The organism is Streptomyces sp. NPDC102274 (genome assembly GCF_044766385.1).
Taxonomy (GTDB): Bacteria; Actinomycetota; Actinomycetes; order Streptomycetales; family Streptomycetaceae; genus Streptomyces.
Genome location: NZ_JBIWLW010000009.1, coordinates 164,326 through 188,316, shown reverse-complemented (window position 1 = coordinate 188,316; position 23,991 = coordinate 164,326). Strand labels below are relative to the sequence as shown.

The 23,991-nt window shown below is 70.2% G+C and carries 22 protein-coding genes; 18 read left to right on the top strand and 4 right to left on the bottom strand.

The window, feature by feature from the left end; genetic code table 11:
• Nucleotides 1-150: 150 nt before the first annotated feature.
• Together ACIRQP_RS15395 and ACIRQP_RS15390 are read right to left on the bottom strand one after the other, a co-directional pair.
• Nucleotides 151-1,380: a DUF349 domain-containing protein gene (locus ACIRQP_RS15395; protein ID WP_403889169.1), complete on the bottom strand. Its 1,230-nt coding sequence runs from the start codon at nt 1,378-1,380 to the stop codon at nt 151-153.
• Between the two features lie 150 nt (nt 1,381-1,530).
• A complete protein-coding gene (locus ACIRQP_RS15390; protein ID WP_403889167.1) occupies nt 1,531-2,328 on the bottom strand; it encodes a peptidylprolyl isomerase in 798 nt (265 codons plus the stop codon).
• Nucleotides 2,329-2,469: 141 nt separating this feature from the next.
• Between ACIRQP_RS15390 and ACIRQP_RS15385 the strand changes: the two genes are divergently transcribed.
• From ACIRQP_RS15385 to ACIRQP_RS15370, 4 genes are all read left to right on the top strand, one after another.
• Nucleotides 2,470-3,192, top strand: coding sequence for an MBL fold metallo-hydrolase (locus ACIRQP_RS15385; protein ID WP_403889164.1), 723 nt, complete (start codon nt 2,470-2,472; stop codon nt 3,190-3,192).
• Between the two features lie 13 nt (nt 3,193-3,205).
• Nucleotides 3,206-4,468, top strand: a complete 1,263-nt coding sequence (gene hisS / locus ACIRQP_RS15380) for a histidine--tRNA ligase (protein ID WP_403889161.1) — start codon at nt 3,206-3,208, stop codon at nt 4,466-4,468.
• 166 nt (nt 4,469-4,634) lie between these two features.
• Nucleotides 4,635-5,270: a vitamin K epoxide reductase family protein gene (locus ACIRQP_RS15375; protein ID WP_403889158.1), complete on the top strand. Its 636-nt coding sequence runs from the start codon at nt 4,635-4,637 to the stop codon at nt 5,268-5,270.
• Between the two features lie 105 nt (nt 5,271-5,375).
• Entirely contained in the window at nt 5,376-6,731 is a 1,356-nt protein-coding gene (locus tag ACIRQP_RS15370) for a replication-associated recombination protein A (RefSeq protein WP_403889155.1), read from the top strand.
• Here ACIRQP_RS15370 and ACIRQP_RS15365 read toward each other — a convergent pair.
• Complete coding sequence (locus ACIRQP_RS15365) at nt 6,728-7,429, bottom strand: DUF2470 domain-containing protein (RefSeq protein ID WP_403889153.1); 702 nt, start codon at nt 7,427-7,429, stop codon at nt 6,728-6,730. The genes ACIRQP_RS15370 and ACIRQP_RS15365 overlap by 4 nt on opposite strands.
• A 176-nt stretch (nt 7,430-7,605) precedes the next feature.
• Here ACIRQP_RS15365 and rpsD point away from each other — a divergent pair, with 176 nt between their 5' ends.
• Nucleotides 7,606-8,220 (top strand): 30S ribosomal protein S4, encoded by a 615-nt coding sequence (gene rpsD, locus ACIRQP_RS15360; RefSeq protein WP_030355486.1) that lies wholly within the window; start codon nt 7,606-7,608, stop codon nt 8,218-8,220.
• Nucleotides 8,221-8,257: 37 nt separating this feature from the next.
• Here rpsD and ACIRQP_RS15355 read toward each other — a convergent pair whose 3' ends face one another.
• Nucleotides 8,258-10,522, bottom strand: a complete 2,265-nt coding sequence (locus tag ACIRQP_RS15355) for an ATP-binding protein (RefSeq protein WP_403889150.1) — start codon at nt 10,520-10,522, stop codon at nt 8,258-8,260.
• A gap of 169 nt (nt 10,523-10,691) precedes the next feature.
• On the opposite strand from ACIRQP_RS15355, the gene ACIRQP_RS15350 reads away from it, so the two are divergent.
• The 13 genes from ACIRQP_RS15350 (at nt 10,692) to efp (ending at nt 23,990) form a co-directional block, all read left to right on the top strand.
• Nucleotides 10,692-11,135 carry a DUF948 domain-containing protein gene (locus tag ACIRQP_RS15350; protein WP_030355488.1) on the top strand — a complete coding sequence of 148 codons (444 nt, stop codon included), beginning with the start codon at nt 10,692-10,694 and terminating at the stop codon, nt 11,133-11,135.
• Between the two features lie 7 nt (nt 11,136-11,142).
• Nucleotides 11,143-11,538 carry a DUF6167 family protein gene (locus ACIRQP_RS15345; RefSeq protein ID WP_403889147.1) on the top strand — a complete coding sequence of 132 codons (396 nt, stop codon included), beginning with the start codon at nt 11,143-11,145 and terminating at the stop codon, nt 11,536-11,538.
• The gene (gene alaS / locus ACIRQP_RS15340; RefSeq protein WP_403889144.1) at nt 11,538-14,207 is read left to right on the top strand and encodes an alanine--tRNA ligase; all 2,670 of its coding nucleotides are present in this window, start codon (nt 11,538-11,540) and stop codon (nt 14,205-14,207) included. The genes ACIRQP_RS15345 and alaS overlap by 1 nt, the downstream gene beginning before the upstream one ends.
• A 6-nt stretch (nt 14,208-14,213) precedes the next feature.
• Nucleotides 14,214-14,678, top strand: coding sequence for a Holliday junction resolvase RuvX (ruvX, locus tag ACIRQP_RS15335; RefSeq protein ID WP_030355491.1), 465 nt, complete (start codon nt 14,214-14,216; stop codon nt 14,676-14,678).
• Nucleotides 14,679-14,801: 123 nt separating this feature from the next.
• Nucleotides 14,802-16,640 carry an endolytic transglycosylase MltG gene (mltG, locus tag ACIRQP_RS15330; RefSeq protein ID WP_403889140.1) on the top strand — a complete coding sequence of 613 codons (1,839 nt, stop codon included), beginning with the start codon at nt 14,802-14,804 and terminating at the stop codon, nt 16,638-16,640.
• Nucleotides 16,637-17,503, top strand: coding sequence for a shikimate dehydrogenase (locus ACIRQP_RS15325; protein ID WP_403889138.1), 867 nt, complete (start codon nt 16,637-16,639; stop codon nt 17,501-17,503). The genes mltG and ACIRQP_RS15325 overlap by 4 nt, the downstream gene beginning before the upstream one ends.
• 174 nt (nt 17,504-17,677) lie before the next feature.
• Complete coding sequence (gene aroC / locus ACIRQP_RS15320; RefSeq protein WP_403889135.1) at nt 17,678-18,862, top strand: chorismate synthase; 1,185 nt, start codon at nt 17,678-17,680, stop codon at nt 18,860-18,862.
• 50 nt (nt 18,863-18,912) lie between these two features.
• Entirely contained in the window at nt 18,913-19,470 is a 558-nt protein-coding gene (locus tag ACIRQP_RS15315) for a shikimate kinase (protein WP_403889132.1), read from the top strand.
• Complete coding sequence (gene aroB / locus ACIRQP_RS15310; RefSeq protein ID WP_403889129.1) at nt 19,467-20,561, top strand: 3-dehydroquinate synthase; 1,095 nt, start codon at nt 19,467-19,469, stop codon at nt 20,559-20,561. The genes ACIRQP_RS15315 and aroB overlap by 4 nt, the downstream gene beginning before the upstream one ends.
• Nucleotides 20,558-20,998, top strand: a complete 441-nt coding sequence (aroQ, locus tag ACIRQP_RS15305; RefSeq protein WP_403889127.1) for a type II 3-dehydroquinate dehydratase — start codon at nt 20,558-20,560, stop codon at nt 20,996-20,998. The genes aroB and aroQ overlap by 4 nt, the downstream gene beginning before the upstream one ends.
• A gap of 131 nt (nt 20,999-21,129) precedes the next feature.
• Entirely contained in the window at nt 21,130-22,104 is a 975-nt protein-coding gene (locus tag ACIRQP_RS15300) for an AAA family ATPase (protein WP_403889124.1), read from the top strand.
• Between the two features lie 154 nt (nt 22,105-22,258).
• Entirely contained in the window at nt 22,259-23,374 is a 1,116-nt protein-coding gene (locus tag ACIRQP_RS15295; RefSeq protein WP_403889121.1) for an aminopeptidase P family protein, read from the top strand.
• 49 nt (nt 23,375-23,423) lie between these two features.
• Nucleotides 23,424-23,990 carry an elongation factor P gene (efp, locus tag ACIRQP_RS15290; RefSeq protein ID WP_403889118.1) on the top strand — a complete coding sequence of 189 codons (567 nt, stop codon included), beginning with the start codon at nt 23,424-23,426 and terminating at the stop codon, nt 23,988-23,990.
• The last annotated feature ends 1 nt before the right edge of the window (nt 23,991 follow it).

The window sequence follows — 23,991 nt, the reverse complement described above, 5'->3', positions numbered from 1 at the left end:
ACCGGGAAACGCGAAGCAGACCGGGAAACGCGAAGCAGACCGGGAAGCGCGACGCGGACCGGGAAACGCGAAGGGGCTCCCCGCGCCGATAGACGGGGAGCCCCTTCGCGTATGCGGATGACGCCGTGCCGGACGGTGCCCGGTCCGGTCTCAGCCGCCGAACTCCTGGAGACCCTTCAGCGCCTGGTCGAGCAGGGCCTGCCGGCCCTCCAGCTCCTTGGCGAGCTTGTCCGCCTTGGCGTTGTTGCCCGCCGCGCGCGCCGCGTCGATCTGCGTACGCAGCTTGTCGACCGCGCCCTGGAGCTGACCCGTCAGACCCGCGGCGCGCGCACGCGCCTCCGGGTTCGTCCGGCGCCACTCGTTCTCCTCGGACTCCTGAAGCGTCCGCTCCACCGTGTGCATCCGGCCCTCGACCTTGGGCCGGTCGTCACGCGGTACGTGGCCGATGGCCTCCCAGCGCTCGTTGATCGCCCGGAACGCCGCCCTGGCCGCCTTGAGGTCCGTGACCGGCACCAGCCGCTCGGCCTCGACCGCGAGCTCCTCCTTGAGCTTGAGGTTCTCGGTCTGCTCGGCGTCCCGCTCGGCGAAGACCTCGCCGCGCGCCGCGAAGAAGACGTCCTGGGCGCCGCGGAAGCGGTTCCACAGATCGTCCTCGGCCTCGCGCTGGGCGCGGCCCGCCGCCTTCCACTCCGTCATCAGCTCGCGGTAGCGGGCGGCCGTACCGCCCCAGTCGGTGGAGCCGGACAGCGATTCGGCCTCCGCGACCAGCTTCTCCTTGGCCTTACGGGCATCCTCGCGCTGCGCGTCGAGCGCCGCGAAGTGGGCCTTGCGGCGCTTGGAGAACGCCGAGCGGGCGTGCGAGAAGCGGTGCCACAGCTCGTCGTCGGACTTCCGGTCGAGCCTCGGCAGGCCCTTCCAGGTGTCCACCAGCGCCCGCAGCCGCTCACCGGCCGACCGCCACTGATCGCTCTGCGCAAGCTCCTCCGCCTCGGTGACCAGCGCCTCCTTGGCGTGGCGCGCCTCGTCGGTCTGCTTCGCCCGCTGCGCCTTGCGCTCCTCACGGCGCGAGTCGACCGTCGCCACCAGCGCGTCGAGCCGCTTGCGCAGCGCTTCGAGATCGCCCACGGCGTGGTGTTCGTCGACCTGGCCGCGCAGATGCTCGATGGCCGTCGTCGCATCCTTCGCGGACAGGTCGGTGGTCTTCACCCGCCGTTCGAGGAGGCCGATCTCGACAACCAGGCCCTCGTACTTGCGCTCGAAATAGGCCAGAGCCTCCTCCGGAGAGCCTGCCTGCCACGATCCGACGACCTGTTCGCCCTCGGCCGTACGCACGTACACGGTGCCCGTCTCGTCGACGCGGCCCCACGGGTCGCTGCTCACAGCGCCTCCTCCACCTGATGTCCGTGAGGGGTGTGGCCCCCGGGCATCATCCACAGTTTCCTGGGACGGGCTGCGCCCGCCCTGCACAACGCCAATCTAGGCGACCGGCCGCCCGGCTGTCCGCACTCAGCACGGCCGAAATTCACAGGGTCACGCCGTGTCGACCGTCCCCTTCTCCACGGTGACGGTCTTCTTGGGCGCGCCGTCGCCCGTGCCGCCGTCCACTCCGGCCTTCGCCACGGCTTCCACGACCTTCAGGCCGGCGTCGTCCATGGTCCCGAACGGCGTGTAGCTGGGCGGGAGTTTGGTGTCCTTGTAGACCAGGAAGAACTGGCTGCCGCCGGTGTGTGGCTGGCCGGTATTGGCCATCGCGACCGTCCCTGCCGGGTACGTGACCGAGCCGTCGGCGCCCGCCTTGCCGAGAGCCGTCAGATTTTCGTCCTCGATCGTGTAGCCGGGACCGCCGGTGCCGTCGCCCTTCGGGTCGCCGCACTGGAGCACGAAGATGCCCTCGGTGGTCAACCGGTGACACTTCGTGTTGTCGAAGTACTTCTTGTCCGTGAGCGCCTTGAACGAGTTCACCGTGTGCGGGGTCTTCTTGGCGTCCATCGCGATGGAGATGTCGCCCTGGCTCGTCTTGAGCTCCATCGTGTACTTCGCGTTCTTGTCGACGGTCATCTTCGGCTCGGGCACGCTGCTCTCGCTCGGCGAGGGCGAGGCGGAGGCGGAGGCGCTCGACTCCGGGGCGGCGGCCTTGTCGCTGCTGTCCCCGTCCGTCAGACCGACCGAGGCGTACGCCGCGGCTCCCGCGAGCACCACCACGGCCAGCGCGGACGCGATGATGACATTGCGGCGCTTCGCCTTGTTCCGCGCCTCGGCCCGGCGCTGCTGCTGCCGCTCGAACTTTTCCCGGGCGAGCTGCCGCCGCCGCTGATCGCTGTTGACCACCGGGTCCACTCCTCGTATGTGTATGTGATCCTGTCCGGCCTGATCTAGCCCCGTACGGTATATGGGTTCGCTGTGGATTGAGGACCGCCGGTAGTCTCTGAACTGCTGCATTCTCCCGACGGACGACATATAAGGACGATCGTGCTCATTGCCGGGTTCCCCGCCGGGGCCTGGGGGACCAACTGCTATCTGGTCGCCCCCGCCGCGGGCGAGGAGTGCGTGATCATCGACCCGGGCCACCAGGCCGCTCAGGGCGTGGAGGACGCGGTGCGCAAGCATCGGCTCAAGCCCGTCGCCGTCATCCTGACCCATGGGCACGTCGACCATGTCGCCTCGGTCGTCCCCGTGTGCGGAGCACATGACGTACCGGCGTGGATCCACCCCGCGGACCGCTACATGATGAGCGACCCCGAGAAGTCGATCGGCCGCTCGATCGGGATGCCGCTGATGGGCGAGCTGACCGTGGGAGAGCCGGACGAGGTCCACGAGCTGACCGACGGCGCCGAACTGACGCTGGCGGGACTGGAGTTCACCGTCGCGCACGCCCCGGGCCATACCAAGGGGTCGGTGACGTTCGGAACGCCCGAGGCGGTCGGTGGTGCCGATATTCCGCCGGTCCTCTTCTCGGGCGATCTGCTCTTCGCCGGCTCCATCGGACGCACCGATCTGCCCGGTGGCGACCACGCCGAGATCCTCGAGTCCCTGGCACGGGTGTGCCTCCCGCTCGACGACTCGACCGTGGTGCTGTCCGGACACGGCCCCCAGACGACCATCGGCCGCGAGCGCGCCGCCAACCCTTACCTCAGGGAGCTGGCCGCCGGCTACGGAAGCGGCCCGACCGCCGCTCCGCGACGAGGAATGTGAAGCACCGATCTCCATGAGCGCCTTCCAGGCCCCCAAGGGCACCTACGACCTGATCCCGCCCGCCTCGGCGGTCTATCTCGCGGTGCGCGAGGCCATCTCCGCACCGCTGAAGAACTCCGGCTACGGCTATGTCGAGACGCCCGGTTTCGAGAACGTCGAGCTGTTCGCCCGCGGTGTCGGCGAGTCCACCGACATCGTCTCCAAGGAGATGTACGCCTTCGAGACCAAGGGCGGTGACAAGCTGGCGCTGCGCCCCGAAGGCACCGCCTCCGTGCTGCGCGCCGCGCTGGAGGCCAATCTGCACAAGGCCGGGAACCTGCCGGTCAAGCTCTGGTACTCCGGCTCCTACTACCGCTACGAGCGTCCCCAGAAGGGCCGCTACCGCCACTTCTCGCAGGTCGGCGCCGAGGCGATCGGCGCGGAGGACCCCGCGCTCGACGCCGAACTGATCGTCCTGGCCGACCAGGCGTACCGCTCCCTGGGGCTGCGCGACTTCCGTATCCTGCTCAACTCGCTGGGCGACAAGGAGTGCCGCCCCGTCTACCGCGAGGCGCTCCAGGGCTTCCTGCGCGGGCTCGACCTCGACGAGGACACCCGCCGGCGCATCGAGATCAACCCGCTGCGGGTGCTCGACGACAAGCGCGCCGACGTACAGAAGCAGCTCGTCGGGGCGCCGATGCTGCGCGACTATCTGTGCGACGCGTGCAAGGCGTACCACGAGGAGGTACGCGAGCTGCTGACGGCCGCCGGGGTCGCGTACGAGGACGACGAGAAGCTCGTACGCGGCCTCGACTACTACACCAGGACCACCTTCGAGTTCGTCCACGACGGGCTCGGCGCGCAGTCCGCGGTGGGCGGCGGTGGCCGGTACGACGGGCTCTCCGAGATGATCGGCGGACCGGCGCTCCCGTCGGTCGGCTGGGCGCTCGGCGTGGACCGTACGGTGCTGGCGCTGGAGGCCGAGGGAATCCAGCTCGATCTCCCGAACGCCACCAGCGTCTTCGCGGTGCCGCTCGGCGAGGAGGCGCGGCGGCGGCTGTTCGCCGTCGTCACCGAGCTGCGCAGGGCCGGGATCCCCGCGGACTTCTCGTACGCCGCCAAGGGCCTCAAGGGCGCCATGAAGAACGCCAACAGGTCCGGTGCCCGCTACACGATCGTCGCGGGCGAGCGCGATCTCGCCGAGGGTGTCGCCCAGCTCAAGGACATGGAGAGCGGCGAGCAGTCGGCGGTGGCTCTCGACGACCTTGTGACGGAGCTGACACAGCGGCTCGGCTGACCGCGCGGAGACGGTGTGGGGCCTGGACGGAGACCGTCCGGGCCCCGCTTTGCTTATGCCGGGCGAACGGTGGACACCGGGACCCGTGCGGCACAATGAGCCTGCCCCGCAGGTCCCCGAGTGCGCGAACTCCCTGTGCGAACTCCCCGAGTGATGGAACGGTGATATGGCGCGAGCAGTGGTGGACGACGTCTCCTCCGACCGGGATGAGGGGACGGCCACGGGCACGGTCGGCGGAAGTCGGGCGTTCGCGCTCCTGCTGGTCATCACCGGCGCGGCGGGGCTGCTGGCGGCCTGGGTGATCACCCTCGACAAGTTCAAGCTGCTGGAAGACCCGAACTTCACCCCCGGATGCAGCCTGAACCCGGTGGTCTCCTGCGGCAACATCATGAAGAGCGACCAGGCGTCCGCCTTCGGCTTCCCGAACCCGATGCTCGGACTCGTCACCTATGCCGTGGTGATCTTCATCGGGATCGGACTGCTCGCCGGGGCGCGCTACCGCGGCTGGTTCTGGCTCGGGCTGAACGCGGGCACTCTTTTCGGCGTCGGATTCTGCACCTGGCTCCAGTACCAGTCGCTGTACACCATCAACTCGCTCTGCCTGTGGTGCTGCCTGGCCTGGGTCGCCACGATCCTGATGTTCTGGTACGTCACGTCCCACAACATCCGCGCAGGCGTGCTGCCCGCGCCGTCCTGGCTGCGCGGTTTCCTGAGCGAGTTCACCTGGGTGCTGCCGGTGCTGCACATCGGGATCATCGGGATGCTCATCCTGACCCGCTGGTGGGACTTCTGGACCGGCTGAGCAGCCGAGAACCGGACAGGGCCCCGAGCCGTGCCGAGGACTCCGCCGGCGGGCGGGGACACCGACGGAAACGGCGTTGTCAGCGGTCTGGCATAGGCTTCACGCGTGGAGCCCGACCTCTTTACCGCAGCGGCGGAAGACCGCCAGGAGAAGGACCCGTCCAGCAGCCCCCTGGCCGTACGGATGCGCCCGCGCGTCCTCGACGAAGTCGTCGGCCAGCGTCATCTGCTGAAGCCCGGATCCCCGCTGCGGCGGCTGGTGGGAGAGGGCAACGGCGGCCCCGCCGGTCCTTCGTCCGTGATCCTCTGGGGCCCGCCGGGCACCGGCAAGACGACCCTCGCGTATGTCGTCTCCAAGGCGACCAACAAGCGCTTCGTCGAGCTCTCCGCGATCACCGCGGGCGTCAAGGAGGTCAGGGCCGTCATCGACGGGGCCCGCCGCGCCTCGGGTGGCTTCGGCAAGGAGACCGTCCTCTTCCTCGACGAGATCCACCGCTTCAGCAAGGCCCAGCAGGACTCGCTGCTGCCCGCAGTCGAGAACCGCTGGGTCACGCTCATCGCCGCCACCACCGAGAATCCGTACTTCTCGGTGATCTCCCCGCTGCTCTCCCGCTCTCTGCTGCTCACGCTGGAGCCGCTCACCGACGACGATCTGCGCGGTCTGCTGCGGCGGGCGCTCACCGAGGAGCGCGGTCTCGGCGGCGCGGTCACGCTCCCCGACGACGCCGAGGCGCATCTGCTGCGGATCGCGGGCGGCGACGCCCGGCGCGCGCTGACGGCGCTGGAGGCGGCGGCCGGTGCCGCGATCGACAAGAGCGAGAAGGAGATCAGCCTCCGGACCGTGGAGGAGACCGTCGACCGGGCGGCGGTGGCCTACGACCGTGACGGCGATCAGCATTACGACGTGGCGAGCGCGCTCATCAAGTCCATCCGCGGCTCCGACGTGGACGCGGCGCTGCACTATCTGGCCCGGATGATCGAGGCGGGGGAGGACCCCCGGTTCATCGCCAGACGGCTGATGATCTCGGCGAGCGAGGACATCGGCCTCGCCGATCCCACCACCCTGCCGATAGCGGTCGCCGCCGCCCAGGCCGTGGCCATGATCGGTTTCCCGGAGGCCGCTCTCACCCTGAGTCACGCCACCATCGCGCTGGCGCTGGCCCCCAAGTCGAACGCGGCCACGACCGCCATCTCCGCCGCCCTGGAGGACGTCAAGAAGGGGCTGGCGGGACCGGTCCCGCCGCATCTGCGCGACGGCCACTACAAGGGCGCGGCCAAGCTCGGCCATGCCCAGGGCTATATCTATCCGCATGATGTGCCGGGCGGGATCGCGGCCCAGCAGTACGCCCCGGACGAGGTGCGGGGCAGGCGCTACTACGAGCCCACGCGGTACGGCGCGGAGGCGCGCTACGCCGATGTGGTCGACAAGGTGCGCGAGCGGCTGCGCGGGGACGGCGCCTAGCCCGCGGCCGCGTCGAAGAGCGTGTGCATCGCGTACCGCAGCTCGTTGACGTTCCGCACCGGCTCGGGGAAGTCGAACCGCGCGTCGAAGCACCGCACCCCGGTGAAGCGCACCCGCAGCCCGAAACGGTCGAGCGCGACAGGTACGGCGACGGTCCCGGCGGCCCCGGCCTCCGAGGAGCCCGCGGCCCGCTCGCCGAGCAGCCCGCGCAGCGCCTGGACCTCCGCGCTGTGGGCGGAGTGCAGATGCTGGAGCGGTTCCGCCTCGTGTTCCATCAACGGATCGGCCGCGGCCGCGGCGAAGTCCTCGGGCTCCACCGACTCCGCGCCCCAGAGATCGTCCACGCACGCCTCGCCGACCTCCAGCCGTAGCGTCATACGACCGGGTTCGGCCCCGCCCGCCGCGCGGGTGAGCCAGCCGGAGAGCCAGGCCCGGCCCCGGATACGGTGGGGTACGGACACCGGCGCGACGTCCGTGATCTCCAGCACCGCGGTCAGCTCGTCGTCCTGCGCGTGCGTCGCGGCGCGTACGGCGGGGGAGTCGGCGGGGAACGCGAGGAACACCTCGCCGTCCGGGCCGACGCTCCGCGTATCGGGCATCAGCTGGTAGGGCTTGGTCCCGTCCAGGCCCGGAATGATCAGTACTGCCGAGCATGTACTCTGTACGAGAGTTCGTGTGCGCTCGGCTGCTGACGGCATCCGATCGATTTCAAGCCCGCTGGGACGCGGCTGACCATGAGCTGATCGGACCTCCGTCGAATCGTCGCTCTGTGCGCCGAGGCTGTCTGTGATGCGCGTGGTGTTCCCAGGGCGAGACATGCGATCTCCTTAAGTAAGGTGAGCCTAACCTAACCTACAACGGAGGTCTGGAGAACGTGCCTAACCAGTCGCGTCCCAAGGTCAAGAAGTCACGCGCGCTCGGTATCGCGCTGACGCCGAAGGCTGTCAAGTACTTCGAGGCCCGTCCCTACCCGCCGGGCGAGCACGGCCGTGGACGCAAGCAGAACAGTGACTACAAGGTCCGTCTGCTGGAGAAGCAGCGCCTGCGCGCCCAGTACGACATCAGCGAGCGCCAGATGGCCCGCGCCTACGACCGCGCCCGCAAGGCCGAGGGTAAGACGGGCGAGGCCCTGGTCGTCGAGCTGGAGCGCCGCCTCGACGCGCTGGTCCTGCGCTCGGGCATCGCCCGCACCATCTACCAGGCCCGCCAGATGGTCGTGCACGGCCACATCGAGGTCAACGGTGGCAAGGTCGACAAGCCGTCGTTCCGCGTCCGTCCCGACGACGTCGTGATGGTCCGCGAGCGCAGCCGCGAGAAGGTCCCCTTCCAGGTCGCGCGCGAGGGTGGCTACGACACCGACGGCGAGACCCCGCGCTACCTGCAGGTCAACTTGAAGGCCCTGGCGTTCCGCCTGGACCGTGACCCGCAGCGCAAGGAGATCCCGGTCATCTGTGACGAGCAGCTGGTCGTCGAGTACTACGCCCGCTGACGTCGAGTACGACGCCCGCTGACGCGGACACGTTGTCTCAGCCCGCCGCTTCCCCGCCCCGTGAGGTGGGGGAGCCGGCGGGCTTCCGCGTCTTCCGGGCCGGCGGATGCGCGTCCGGCTGCTGGTGCGGTGGCGCGGCGGCCGGCCGGCGCTCGGCGAGCGCCCGCTCCACGGCCGCGCTCATCGACAACCCGAGCCCCTCGCCCTCGTACGCCGCGTACCGCTCCGTACCCAGCGCCTCGCTCGCGCGCCGCTCGCACAGCGCGCGCGGCGCACCGAAGAAGCCGGAGCCGAACAGCGGCGGGCCGACCGACTCCCACAGTCGGCTCGCGGCCCCCTGGAGCACCGCGGCCTCCGCCGGATCACCCTCGCTCGCCGTCACCAGCGCCATCAGTTCGACGGCCAGCACCAGCCCCACCAGATCGTTGAATCCATGGTGAATGGCGATCGACTCCGCGATCAGCGCGCGCGCCTCGGCGTGCTCGTCGCGTGTCCAGGCCGCGTAGGCCAGCACATACAGCGCGTACGCCCTGGTCCAGCGCTCGCCGCTGTCCTCGCAGATCTCGCGGACCTCCTCGCACAGGGCGACCGCCGCTTCCAGATCGCCCTGGAAGACCAGCGACATGGCCAGCTCGACCTGGCCCATCAGCACATTGCTGTTGAGCTCGCCGAGTTCCCGGTACGCGCCGAGCGCCGAGCGCAGCAGTCGTTCGGCGCGCGGCATGTCGTCGGTGAGCAGCGCCTGACAGCCCAGCCGGTGCACGGCATAGGCCCGCGCCAGCGCGTTGCCGGTGCGCGCGGCCTCCTCCCGGCACTCGTGCAGCGCGCCCACCGCGGCCGTGCTGTCGCCCTGGAGAACCGCGACATAGCCGAGCACCCACAGGGCCTTGAGCCGCGACTCGTCGTACGGGGTGTCCAGCGCGAGGGCCCGGTCCAGCCAGTGCCGCCCCTCGGTCAGCCTGCCGCATCCCGCCCAGTAGAACCAGAGCGTGCCCGCCAGATGCTGGCCCAGATGCGCCTCGTCGGGACTCTCCAGACACAGTTCGAGCGCGGCGCGCAGATTCGGCAGCGCGCTCTCCGTACCGGCCGCGACATCCGCCTGGCGCGGGCTGAACCAGTCCAGCTCGTACCAGGTCGCCAGCCCCATGTACCAGTCGCGGTGCCGGCGGCGCATCCGCTCGGTGTCCGCCAGGGCGTCCAGCCACTCGGCGCCGTACGCCCTGACGGTGTCCAGCATCCGGTAGCGCGTACCCGCCGGGGTCTCCTCGCGGATGACGAGGGACTGCGAGATCAGTTCGGCGAGGACGTCCAGGACCTCTTCGTCCGGCAGCTCGGGGCCGCCGCACACATACTCGGCGGCCTCCAGGTCGAACGGTCCGGCGAAGACCGACAGCCGTGCCCACAGCAGCCGTTCGGCCGGAGTACACAGTTCATGGCTCCAGCCGATCGCGGTCCTGAGCGTCTGATGGCGCGGCGGCGCGCCCCGGCTGCCTTCGGTGAGCACCCGGAAGCGGTCCCCGACGCGGTCGAGGATCTGCTCGACGGAGAGGACAGGGAGCCGTCCGGCCGCCAGTTCCAGCGCGAGCGGGATCCCGTCGAGGCGCCGGCACAGCTCTTGTACGGCCGCGGACCGGGCATCGGCCCGCCCCGGACCCGGACCGGGGGATACGGAACCGGAGGGAGCGGGCGGGACGAGCGGGTCGGACGGGCCGGGCGGGACGAGCGGGCCGGGTGATACGGCGGCGGCCCGTTCGGTGAAGAGCCGGACCGCGTCCGTCTCCGCCATCGGGGCGAGCGAGAAGGTCAGCTCACCGTCCACCCTGAGCGGTCGTCTGCCGACGGCGAGCACCCGCAACTCCGGTGCCCGGCGCAGCAGTTCATGGACGAGCACGGCACAGGCGTCGACGAGCTGCTCGAACCCGTCGATGACCAGCAGCAGTTGGCGCGTGGCGAGATGCCCGGCGAGCACCCGGCGCGTGGGCCTGCTGCTGTGGTCCGCCAGCCCGAGCGCCTCCACCAGCGCGTGTTCGAGCAGCTCGGGGTCGCGGAGCGCGGAGAGCTCGGCGAGCCAGATGCCATCGCAGTAGCGTTTCTTCAGGCCATCGGCGGCTTTCAGGGCCAGCCGGGTCTTGCCGACTCCGCCGACCCCCACCACCGTGACCAGCCGGGATTCCCCGAGATGCCGCGTCAGGGCGGCCAGCTCGTCGTCGCGCCCCACGAAGAGGTTCAGCTCGGCGGGGAGATTGCCCGGAGCCGGGGCGGGCACGGCCGACGGAGGGCCGGAGCGAAAGGGGCGTCGCATGGGACACGCAGAGTACTCAACCCGCCGCACTCCGTACAATCTTTCTCACTGAACGCCATCCCGGCCCCCGCTAATCCGGTACGGGACGCGATCCCCGGCGCGATAGGGTCGGAGGACGACTTTCCAGTCGCTTTCCAGATGACCGTCGACGATCAGGGAGCGGTGCGGCGTGACCGGTGGAGAGGTTGCCGGGATCCTGGTGGCCGTGTTCTGGGCCATTCTGGTCTCCTTCCTGGCCGTGGTGCTGGTGAGGCTGGCGCAGACCCTCAAGGCGACCACCAGACTGGTGGCGGAGGTGACCGAACAGGCCGTGCCGCTGCTGGCGGACGCGTCGGCGACGGTCCGCTCCGCGCAGACCCAGCTCGACCGGGTGGACGCCATCGCGACGGACGTCCAGGAAGTCACCTCCAACGCCTCGGCGCTCTCCACGACGGTCGCCTCGACCTTCGGCGGCCCGCTGGTCAAGGTCGCGGCGTTCGGCTACGGCGTACGCCAGGCGCTCGGGCGCAGAGGAGCACCGGACGCCGGCGCGGCGCCCGAGCCGGCCGTCCGGCGCACGGTCATCGCCGGGCGCACGCTGCCGTCCGCCCGGCGCAGGAAGAAGAAGGGCTGACGCAGCGATGTTCCGCCGTACGTTCTGGTTCACCGCGGGCGCGGCCGCCGGCGTCTGGGCCACCACCAAGGTCCACCGCAAGCTCAAGCAGCTGACCCCGGAGAACCTCGCCGCCCAGGCCGCGAACAAGGCGATCGACGCCGGGCACAAAGTCAGGGAATTCGCTGTTGATGTCAGGGCCGGGATGGTGCGGCGCGAGGCGGAGCTCGGTGAGGCCCTCGGCCTCGAAGCGCCCGCCGACCGAGCGCTTCCCGGGCCCCGGCACCTCGCCGCCATCGAGTACACCGAACAACCCCGGACCGTGTACTCCGCCCAGCCGCAGGACGGCCGGCCGCAGGACGCCCGCCCGCGGAACTCCCACCCGCGTCACTACAACCCGCACAACCGGAATGAGGACCACTGATGGAGTCGGCTGAAATTCGTCGCCGCTGGCTGAGCTTCTTCGAGGAGCGCGGTCACACCGTCGTCCCTTCGGCGTCGCTCATCGCGGACGACCCGACTCTGCTGCTGGTCCCGGCGGGCATGGTGCCCTTCAAGCCGTACTTCCTCGGCGAGGTCAAGCCGCCGTACCAGCGCGCCACCAGCGTGCAGAAGTGCGTGCGCACACCGGACATCGAAGAGGTCGGCAAGACCACCCGGCACGGCACGTTCTTCCAGATGTGCGGCAACTTCTCGTTCGGCGACTACTTCAAGGAAGGTGCGATCACCTACGCCTGGGAGCTGCTCACCGGCTCCGTGGCGGACGGCGGTTACGGGCTCGACCCGGAGCGCCTGTGGATCACCGTCTACCTCGACGACGACGAGGCCGAGCGGATCTGGCGCGAGAAGATCGGCGTACCGGCCGAGCGCATCCAGCGGCTGGGCAAGAAGGACAACTACTGGTCGATGGGCGTGCCGGGTCCCTGCGGCCCCTGCTCGGAGATCAATTACGACCGCGGCCCCGAATTCGGCGTCGAGGGCGGTCCCGCCGTCAACGACGAGCGCTACGTGGAGATCTGGAACCTGGTCTTCATGGAGTTCGAGCGCGGTGAGGGGACCGGCAAGGAGGACTTCGAGATCCTCGGCGAGCTGCCGTCCAAGAACATCGACACCGGCCTCGGCCTCGAACGTCTCGCCATGATCCTCCAGGGCGTACAGAACATGTACGAGACCGACACCCTGCGCGTCGTCATGGACAAGGCCACCGAGCTGACCGGGGTGCGCTACGGCGCCGACCGCGGCTCGGACGTCTCCCTGCGCGTGGTGGCCGACCACATCCGTACGTCCGCCATGCTCATCGGCGACGGCGTCACCCCCGGCAACGAGGGCCGCGGCTATGTGCTGCGCCGCATCATGCGCCGCGCCATCCGCAATATGCGGCTCCTCGGCGCCACCGAACCGGTCGTCGCCGATCTGATCGACGTGGTCATCAAGACCATGGGTGAGCAGTACCCGGAGCTGGAGACCGACCGCAAGCGCATCGAGACCGTGGCCCTCGCCGAGGAGGCCGCCTTCCTCAAGGCCCTCAAGGGCGGTACGAACATCCTCGACACCGCTGTCACCGAGACCAAGTCCGCCGGTGGTCAGGTCCTCTCCGGCGACAAGGCGTTCCTGCTCCACGACACCTGGGGCTTCCCGATCGACCTCACCCTGGAGATGGCCGCCGAACAGGGCCTCTCCGTGGACGAGGACGGCTTCCGGCGGCTGATGAAGGAGCAGCGGGAGCGGGCCAAGGCCGACGCCAAGGCCAAGAAGTCCGGCCACGCCGACCTCTCCGCCTACCGCGCCGTCGCCGACAACAGCGGTTCCACCGAGTTCACCGGCTACACCTCCACCGCGGGCGAGTCGACCATCGTCGGACTCCTCGTCGACGGTGTGCCGTCGCCGGCCGCCACCGAGGGCGACGAGGTCGAGATCGTCCTCGACCGCACCCCCTTCTACGCCGAGGGCGGCGGCCAGCTCGCCGACCAGGGCCGGATCAAGCTCGACACCGGCGCCGTCATCCAGGTCCGGGACGTCCAGCAACCGGTCCCCGGCGTCTCCGTGCACAAGGGATCCGTGCAGGTCGGCGAGGTGACGGTGGGCTCCTCCGCGTACGCCGCCATCGACGTCAACCGCCGCCGCGCCATCGCCCGCGCCCACAGCGCCACGCACCTCACGCACCAGGCGCTGCGTGACGCCCTCGGCCCGACGGCCGCCCAGGCCGGCTCGGAGAACTCGCCGGGCCGCTTCCGCTTCGACTTCGGCTCGCCCGCCGCCGTACCCGGCACGGTCCTCCTCGATGTCGAGCAGAAGATCAATGAGGTCCTCGCCCGCGAGCTGGATGTGCAGGCCGAGGTCATGTCGATCGACGAGGCCAGGAAGCAGGGCGCCATCGCCGAGTTCGGCGAGAAGTACGGCGAGCGGGTCCGTGTCGTCACCATCGGCGACTTCTCCAAGGAGCTCTGCGGCGGTACGCATGTCCACAACACCGCCCAGCTGGGTCTGGTGAAACTGCTTGGTGAGTCGTCCATCGGCTCCGGGGTGCGGCGTATCGAGGCTCTGGTCGGTGTGGACGCCTACAACTTCCTGGCCAGGGAGCACACCGTCGTCGCCCAGCTCCAGGAACTGCTCAAGGGCCGGTCCGAGGAGCTGCCCGAGAAGATCTCCGGCATGCTGGCCAAGCTCAAGGACGCCGAGAAGGAGATCGAGAAGTTCCGCGCGGAGAAGGTGCTCGCCGCCGCCGCCGGACTCGCCGAGAGCGCCAAGGACGTACGGGGCACGGCGCTGGTCACCGGACAGGTCCCGGACGGCACCTCGGCCGACGATCTGCGCAAGCTGGTCCTCGATGTCCGTGGCCGCATCCAGGGCGACCGACCCGTCGTGGTGGCGCTGTTCACCACGGCCAATGGACGCCCGCTGACGGTCATCGCCACCAACGAGGCCGCCCGAGGACGCGGTCTCAAGGCCGGTGACCTGGTCCGTGCCGCCGCCAAGACCCTCGGCGGCGGCGGCGGCGGCAAGCCGGACGTCGCCCAGGGCGGCGGCCAGAACCCCAACGCCATCGGGGACGCCGTCGCCGCTGTGGAACGCCTCGTCGCCGAGACGGCCTGACGCCGTATGCGACGCGGACGCCGCCTCGCGATCGACGTCGGGGACGCCCGGATCGGGGTCGCCTCGTGCGACCCCGACGGGATCCTCGCCACGCCGGTGGAGACCGTGCCGGGACGCGATGTCCCGGCCGCCCACCGGCGGCTGCGCCAGATCGTCGAGGAGTACGAACCGATCGAGGTGCTGATCGGGCTCCCGCGCTCCCTCAACGGGGGCGAGGGACCGGCCGCGGCAAAGGTACGGACGTTCGCCGAGGAGATGGCGCGGTCCATCGCGCCGTTGCCCGTACGACTGGTCGATGAGCGGATGAGCACAGTGACGGCCAGTCAGGGACTGCGGGCCTCGGGCGTGAAAGCGAAGAAAGGCCGGTCCGTGATCGACCAAGTGGCGGCAGTCGTCATCCTCCAGAGCGCCCTTGAGGCCGAACGGGTATCAGGTAATCCTCCCGGCGAGGGCGTCGAAGTGGTCATCTGATCGCGATACGGTAACGTTCCGCGCGATGCGGCAGTGTTCGAACAGCTGCCGCACAGCAAAGAGGCGAAACGGACGCGGTGCCACGGTGCTCCGCGATCAGCGCCTCGCGGCTCTAGGGGATCGATGACTGACTATGGACGGGGCCCCGGCTCCGAACCGTGGCACCCCGAGGACCCCTTGTACGGGGACCAGGGGTGGGCGGCACAGCAGGCCACCGACGGCAGCGCTCCCTATGCCGGGCAGCCTCAGCAGCAGTATGCGCAGCAGCCGCACCCGCAGGTGCAGGCACTCTACGGGGGCGGTCAGGACCCGTACCAACAGCAGTACCACCCGCAGCAGGGTGGGCAGCCGCACTACGAGGCGCAGCAGCCGCAGTACGACGGGCAGCAGTTCCACAACCCCCCGTACGGCGACCCGCTGCAGTCCCACCAGGCCCAGCAGTACGGCGGTCAACAGCAGCAGCTCCATCAGCAGCATGCCCAACAGCCGCAGCAGCATGCCCAACAGGCGCCGCAGTCACCTCAGCAGCATCCGCAGCCGCAGTACAACGACCCGCAGTACAACGGCAGTTGGGACACCGGCCAGCAGGCCACCATGCCGTACGGCGGACAGCCCGGGTCGTCCTACGACGCACAGCAGCCCGCCGGCTACGGCGACAACCAGGATTACTACGCCACCCCCGACGCGTATCCGCCGCCACAGCCGCCCGCTCAGCGACGGGCCGAGCCGGAGCCCGCGCCCGATCAGGGTGATGGCTGGGACGACGAGCCGCAGAAGGAGACCCACCCCTTCTTCACCGGTGACGGCGACGGCGAGGACGCCGAACCGGGCGAGGGCCGCCGGGGCGGCGGCGGGCGGGACCGGCGCGGCAAGACGAAGAAGAAGGGCCGCAACGGCGTCGCCTGCATGGTCGTGGCCGTGGTGCTGGTCGGCGGTGTCGGCGGCGCCGGCTATGTCGGCTACCAGTACTGGCAGCAGAAATTCGGCCCCCCGCCGGACTTCGCCGGCACCGGATCCGGCTCGGTGGAGGTGGAGATTCCGCAGGGGGCGGGCGGTTATGAGATCGCCGCGCTCCTGGTGAAGAAAGGCGTGGTGAAGAGCCAGCGCGCCTTTGTCTCCGCGCAGCAGGCGAATCCCAAGGGAAATACCATCCAGGCGGGCGTCTACCGGCTCAGCAAGAAAATGTCCGCGGCGAACGCGGTGAAGACAATGCTCAGCCCGAGCAGCCGCAATGCGTTGGTCATTCCCGAGGGCAGGCGCAATTCCTGGGTCTACGAGGAGATCGACAAGCGGCTCGGACTCAAGCAGGGCGAGACCGCCGATGTCGCCAAGGCGGAGGCGAAGAACCTCGGTCTGCCGACATGGGCCAATGACAACAAGGACATCAAGGATCCGCTGGAGGGTTTCCTCTTCCCCGCGAGTTATCCGGTCGCCAAGGGAATGAAGCCCGAGGCCGTCCTCAAGAAGATGGTCGCCCGAGCCAACGCCGAATACAGCAAGCACGACCTCAAGGGCGAGGCCGAGAAGCTCGGACTGAAATCACCGCTCCAGCTGATCGCGGTCGCGAGCCTCGTCCAGGCCGAAGGCAAGTACAAGCACGACTTCGAGAAGGTCGCGCGCGTCGTCTACAACCGACTCCAGCCGGACAACACGGAGACCGTCGGACGTCTTGAGTTCGACTCCACGGTGAACTACATCAAGAGCCAGAGCAGACTGGATCTCGGTGCGGTCGACAATCTCCGGAAGATCAAGGACCCGTACAACACGTACGACATCAAGGGTCTGCCTCCGGGCCCGATCGGAAATCCGGGTACCGACGCTCTGCAATCGGCGATCGATCCGGCGGATGGTCCCTGGTACTACTTCGTCTCGGTGACCTCGGACAAGACGCTCTTCGCCGTCACCAACGAGGAGCACGAAGAGAACCGTCAGCAGTACGAGAAAGAAAGCAAGAAACCGTGATCCGACGTCGGCGGGCGGCGGTCCTCGGATCGCCCATCGCTCACTCCCTGTCCCCGGTGCTGCATCGCGCCGCGTACGACGCGCTGGGCCTCGACGACTGGTCGTACGACCGGTTCGAGGTCGGAGAGGTCGGGCTGCCCGGCTTCTTCGACAGGCTGCGGGACGATCCGTCCTGGGCCGGTCTCTCGCTGACCATGCCGCTCAAGCGGGCCGTCATCCCGCTGCTGGACGAGATCACCGACACCGCGGCGTCCGTGGAGGCGGTCAACACCGTCGTCTTCGGCGACGACGGCCGGCGTACCGGCGACAACACCGATATTCCCGGCATGATCGCCGCGCTGCGTGAGCGAGGCATGGAGAAGGTGGAGTCCGCGGCGATCCTCGGCGCGGGCGCCACCGCCTCGTCCGCCGTCGCGGCGCTCGCCCTGATCTGCACGGGCCCGGTCACCGCGTACGTACGCAGTGAGATCCGCGCGGCCGAGATGCGAGGCTGGGCCGAGCGGCTCGCCGTCGACGTCCGGGTCGTCGGCTGGGCGGAGGCGGACCGGGCTCTGCGCGCCCCTCTCGTGATCGCCACCACCCCGGCCGGTGCCACCGACGAGCTGGTGGCAGCCGTCCCGACCGGGGCCGGGACGCTCTTCGACGTGCTGTACGAGCCCTGGCCGACGCCGCTCGCGGCGGCCTGGGCGGAGCGCGACGGGGCGGTCATCAGCGGGCTCGATCTGCTGGTGCACCAAGCGGTGCTCCAGGTGGAACTGATGACCGGCCGCTCGCCCGCCCCGCTCGCCGTCATGCGCGCGGCGGGAACCGCAGCGATCGGTGAGAACGTGAACGCCGCCGGCTCGTCTCCGTCCTCGTTCTGACGGCGGGGCCCTGTCGCCGGGCCCCGCCGTCGGGCCCTCTCGGCGCGTCTTTGTCCGCGTATCGGACCGTGTCGTCGGTCCGCCTCCCGGCCGTGGGAGGATCGGACAAGGCGGGCCAGGGCCGCGCACCCGGTCATGCCTCCGCAGTTCCGGGCGCGAGTATGAGGAGCACCGTTGAGCAGGTTGCGCTGGCTGACCGCGGGGGAATCCCACGGCCCCGCACTCGTGGCGACTCTGGAGGGACTTCCCGCCGGTGTGCCCATCACCACGGAGATGGTGGCGGACCACCTGGCCAGGCGGCGCCTCGGCTATGGGCGCGGTGCCCGGATGAAGTTCGAGCGCGACGAGGTCACCTTCCTCGGTGGTGTACGGCACGGTCTGACCATGGGATCGCCCGTCGCGATCATGGTGGGCAATACCGAGTGGCCCAAGTGGGAACAGGTCATGGCGGCCGATCCGGTCGACCCGGACGTGCTGGCGGGACTCGCCCGTAACGAGCCGCTGACCCGGCCCCGGCCCGGCCACGCCGATCTCGCCGGGATGCAGAAGTACGGCTTCGACGAGGCCCGGCCGGTCCTGGAGCGGGCCAGCGCGCGGGAGACCGCCGCGCGGGTCGCGCTCGGCGCGGTGGCGCGTTCGTATCTGAAGGAGACGGCCGGGATCGAGATCGTGTCCCATGTCGTCGAGCTGGCCGCGGCCAAATCTCCGTACGGGGTGTACCCGGTCCCGTCCGACGTGGCGAAGCTGGACGCGGATCCCGTGCGCTGTCTGGACGCGGATGCGAGCAAGGCGATGGTCGCGGAGATCGACCAGGCCCACAAGGACGGCGACACCCTCGGCGGCGTGGTCGAGGTGCTGGCGTACGGAGTGCCCGTCGGGCTCGGCTCGCACGTGCACTGGGACCGCAGGCTCGACGCGCGCCTCGCCGCCGCCCTGATGGGCATTCAGGCGATCAAGGGCGTCGAGGTCGGCGACGGCTTCGGACTGGCGCGGGTGCCGGGTTCGCAGGCACACGACGAGATCGTGGCGACCGACGACGGCATCAGGCGCGCGTCCGGCCGTTCCGGCGGCACCGAGGGCGGGCTGACGACCGGTGAGCTGCTGCGGGTACGGGCCGCGATGAAGCCCATCGCGACCGTGCCGCGCGCGCTGGCCACCGTCGACGTGGTCACCGGCGAGGCCACGAAGGCGCACCACCAGCGCTCCGACGTGTGTGCCGTGCCGGCCGCAGGCATCGTCGCCGAGGCCATGGTCGCGCTGACCCTCGCGGACGCGGTCGCCGAGAAGTTCGGCGGCGACAGCGTGCCCGAGACACGGCGCAATGTCCGCTCGTACCTCGACAACCTGCGGATCCGATGAGCGGGCCGGATCCGGTAGGGAAGGCAGATCCGGTGAAGGGGGCAGAGCAGGTGAGCGCACCTGTCATCGTGCTGGTCGGGCCGATGGGGGTCGGCAAGTCCACCGTGGGCGAGCTGCTCGCCGAGCGTCTCGGCACCGGCTTCCGCGACAGCGACACCGATATCGTCGCCACCCAGGGACGGTCGATCGCGGACATCTTCGTCGACGAGGGCGAGCCGCGCTTCCGCGAGCTGGAGCGCGAGGCGGTACGGCTGGCGATCGCCGAGCACCGTGGCGTACTGGCCCTCGGCGGCGGCGCGGTGCTCGACGCCGCCACGCGTGAGCTGCTCGCCGGGCTGCCCGTCGTCTTTCTGTCGATGGAGGTCGGTGAGGCGGTGAAGCGGGTCGGACTGAACGTCGCCCGCCCGCTGCTGGCGGTCAACCCCCGCCAGCAGTGGAAGACGCTGATGGAGGCCCGCCGCCATCACTACACGGATGTGGCCCGGGTGGTGGTCCCCACCGACGACCGCACGCCCGAAGAGGTCGCCGAGGCCGTCCTCGACGCGCTGGAGCTCAAGCACCTCCCGGCAGAAGAACTCCGGACCCCCGGCAAGGAGAACCCCGCATGACGGACCAGACAGTCACCCGTATCCAGGTCGGCGGCGCGGCCGGGCACGACCCGTACGAGGTGCTGGTCGGCCGGCAGCTGCTGGGGGAGCTGCCCGCGCTCGTCGGCCCCAAGGCCAAGCGGGTCGCGGTCCTGCACCCCGAGGCGCTTGAGGGCACGGGCGAGGCGCTGCGCCAGGATCTCGCGGACCAGGGGTACGAGGCCGTCGCGATCCAGGTGCCCAACGCCGAGGAGGCCAAGACCGCCGAGGTCGCCGCGTACTGCTGGAAGGCGCTCGGGCAGACCGGCTTCACCCGTACCGATGTGATCATCGGTGTCGGTGGCGGGGCCACCACCGACCTGGCCGGGTTCGTCGCCGCGACCTGGCTGCGCGGGGTGCGCTGGATCGCCGTACCGACCACGGTGCTCGCCATGGTCGACGCGGCGGTGGGCGGCAAGACAGGTATCAACACCGCCGAGGGCAAGAACCTCGTCGGCGCCTTCCACCCGCCCGCCGCGGTGCTCTGCGACCTCGCCGCGCTGGACTCGCTGGGCGTCCACGACTACGTCAGCGGCATGGCCGAGATCATCAAGGCGGGCTTCATCGCCGACCCGGCCATCCTCGATCTCGTCGAGTCCGACCCCGAAGGAGCGCGTACGCCCTCCGGACCGCACACCGCCGAGCTGATCGAGCGCTCGATCCGGGTCAAGGCCGAGGTCGTCTCCAACGACCTCAAGGAATCCGGGCTGCGCGAGATCCTGAACTACGGCCACACCCTCGCCCACGCGATCGAGAAGAACGAACGCTACAAGTGGCGGCACGGCGCCGCCGTCTCCGTCGGCATGGTCTTCGCCGCCGAACTGGGCCGGCTCGCCGGCCGGCTGGACGACGCGACCGCGGACCGGCACCGCTCCGTGCTGGAGTCCGTCGGGCTGCCGCTGACCTACCGCGGTGACCAGTGGCCCAAGCTGCTGGAGACGATGAAGGTCGACAAGAAGTCCCGCGGCGACCTGCTGCGGTTCATCGTGCTGGACGGGCTCGCCAAGCCGACTGTCCTGGAGGGCCCCGACCCGGCGGTGCTGCTCGCCGCGTACGGGGAGGTGTCGGCGTGACCCGACGGGTCCTCGTTCTCAACGGCCCCAACCTCGGCAGGCTCGGCTCGCGCGAGCCCGATGTCTACGGCGCGACCACTTACGCGGGTCTGGTGGACGCCTGCCGTGAGCTCGGCAAGGAGCTCGGCTTCGAGGTCGACGTCCGTGAGACGAACGACGAGGGCGAGATGATCCGCTGGCTGCACGAGGCCGCGGACGGTTCGATTCCGGTCGTTCTCAACCCCGGAGCCTTCACCCACTACTCGTACGGAATGCGGGACGCGGCAGCTCAGCGCACCGCGCCGCTCATCGAGGTGCATATCTCGAATCCGTACGCACGGGAGGAATTCCGCCACACCTCGGTGGTCGCGGCCGTCGCCAGCGGTACGGTCGCGGGCTTCGGCATCGGCTCGTACCGGCTCGCCCTGCGGGCGATCGCGGAGGAGGTGTCCGGCTGACCGGGCACTGTTGGCGCACCCCGGCCGTTGCCAGTGTGGCGGCCGGGGACGGTACCGTTCGGTAGCGCGCGGCCGTCAGGCAGGAAGCGGCCGCCGACCAGCGTCAGTCGCACGAGACGGAGTGGCACCGGATGCAGCACTCAGCGGGGGCTCCGCTGCCGCCTCAGGGACCGGGGTACGGATCAGGCGGATGGGCGCACCAAGGGCCGCAGCAGGGGCCGCGGCAGGGACCTGAGCAGGGACCGCGGCAAGGATCTGAGCAGGGACCGCACTCGAGCACCCGCCCAGGAGCGCACCCGGGGCCGCAGCAGCCGCCGGTGCCCCATCAGCCTCCGGGGCCGCATCACGTGCCCGCGCAGCACCAGCCTCCGGGCCCGCACCAGCCTCCCGGCCCGCGTCCGGCGCATGCCCCGCACGGTGCGCCCGTACCGCCGCAGGGGCCGCCCGCCGGGCCGCCCTCCGTGGACTCCACCGGGCACATCCAGCTGCCGCCCGGTGGCCCGGTGCCCGTACCCGCCCCGCCACCGGCCCTCGACGGCGGCACCGGTGCGGCGACCCTCGCCGTCCTGCTGATCGGCCCGGCCGGCGCCGGTAAGACGACCGTGGCCAGGCACTGGGCGATGAGCCGCCGGGTGCCCACCGCGCACATCAGTCTCGACGATGTCCGCGAATGGGTCTGTTCCGGGTTCGCGGATCCGCAGTCCGGATGGAACGACCACTCCGAGGCGCAGTACCGGCTGGCCCGCCGCACCTGCGGCTTCGCCGCGCGCAACTTCCTCGCCAACAGCATCTCCTGCATCCTGGACGACGCGGTCTTCCCCGACCGGCCGGTCGTCGGCCTCGGCGGCTGGAAGCGCCATGTCGGCCCCGGTCTGCTGCCAGTGGTGCTGCTGCCGGGACTGGAGATCGTGCTGGAGCGCAACGCCGAGCGCAGCGGCAACCGCAGGCTCTCCGACGAGGAGGTGGCCAGCATCCACGGCCGTATGGCCGGCTGGTACGGCTCGGGACTGCCGATCATCGACAACTCCAAGTACGACGTGGAGACCACCGCCCGGGTCCTCGACGACGTCCTCGCCCGTTCTCTCACGAGCCCGCCCAGTTGGTGAGGGGCTGACGGCTGGCATCCGACGACTGACAGCGGCGCGCGGGCGTGGACGTGGGCCGCACCCCCGGCGTGTGCCGTGCCCCCGTCGCGAGCCGCGCCCCCCGGTCGGACGCGCTGAACCGGCCGGGTGACGCCCTCGCTCATACGCTCGGGTCATGTCAGACGTGTATGCGGCCCGCCGCGCGCGGCTGCGTGACCGGTGCTCGGCGGCGGGGGACGCTGCGGCCCTGGTCTCCCGCCCCGCCAACGTCCGCTACCTCGCGGGCGGGGTGCCCCCCGGCGCCGTACTGCTGCTCGGTGCCGCCCCCGACGGGGACATGTTGTTCTGCCCGCGTCCCCCCGCCGACGACGACGCCGGGGGACGGCGGATCGACGAGCACCTCCGGCTCACCGTCCTGCCCCACACCACCGGCGACCCCGCGATCGCCGCCGCCGGAACCCTCGGCTCCTCGCTCGCCGGGACCCTCGCCGTGGAGGAGCACCATCTGACCGTCGTCCGCCACCGCGCGATCGGCTCCGTGGCGCCACGGCTGCGGCTGACCGATCTGGGCGGCGCCGTCGAGCAGCAGCGGATCGTCAAGGACGAGGAGGAGATCGCCTGTCTGCGGATCGCGGCCGAGATCGCCGACCAGGCGCTGGGCGAGCTGCTGGAGTCGATCCTGGTGGGCCGTACCGAACGCCATCTCGCGCTGGAGCTGGAGAGGCGCCTCGTCGACCATGGCGCGGACGGCTCCGCCTTCCCGACCGCCGTCGCCACCGGCCCCAACTCCGGCCGCTGCGGGCACCATCCGTCGGACCGCCGGGTCGAGGAAGGTGATTTCCTCTCCGTCAGTCTTGGTGCCGACTACCGCGGCTACCGCTGTCTGATCGGCCGCACGTTTGTCATCGGGACCTCCCCGGCCGACTGGCAGATCGAGCTGTACGAGCTGGTCTTCGCGGCACAACGGGCAGGTCGGGAGGCTCTTGTGCCGAGCGCCGGCTACCGCGAGGTGGACCACGCCACCCGGTCTCCGCTGGAGGCGGCGGGGCACGGCGAGGGGCTCGCACCCCGTACGGGACATGGTGTCGGACTCGAAATCGACGAGGACCCGCAGCTCGCCCCCGCCGCCATGGGTAAACTGGACGCTTGTGTGCCGGTCACCGTCGGACCGGGGGTCCACCTCCCGGGCCGGGGCGGTGTCCGGATCGATGACACGCTCGTCGTCCGCCCCGAGGCGGACGGCGGACCCGAGCTACTCACCATCACGACCAAGGAGCTGCTCGCGCTCTAGCGCGCACCCTCGGTCGTCCACCAGCTTCAGTCCAGGAGATTCCGCAACCGTGGCTTCCACGAACGACCTCAAGAACGGCCTGGTGCTCAAGCTCGACGGGGGCCAGCTCTGGTCCGTCGTCGAGTTCCAGCACGTCAAGCCCGGCAAGGGCCCGGCCTTCGTGCGCACCAAGCTGAAGAACGTGCTCTCCGGCAAGGTCGTCGACAAGACCTTCAACGCCGGCGTGAAGGTCGAGACGGCCACCGTTGACCGCCGCGACATGCAGTTCTCGTACATGGACGGCGAGTACTTCGTCTTCATGGACATGGAGACCTACGACCAGCTGATGGTCGACCGCAAGGCAGTCGGCGACGCCGCCAACTATCTGATCGAGGGCTTCACGGCCAGCGTCGCCACCCACGAGGGCGAGGTGCTCTACGTCGAGCTGCCCGCCGCCGTCGAGCTGACGATCCAGCACACCGACCCCGGCGTCCAGGGCGACCGCTCCACCGGCGGCACCAAGCCCGCCACCTTGGAGACCGGCTACGAGATCGGTGTCCCGCTCTTCATCACCACCGGTGAGAAGATCAAGGTCGACACACGCTCCGGTGAGTACCTCGGCCGGGTGAACAGCTAAC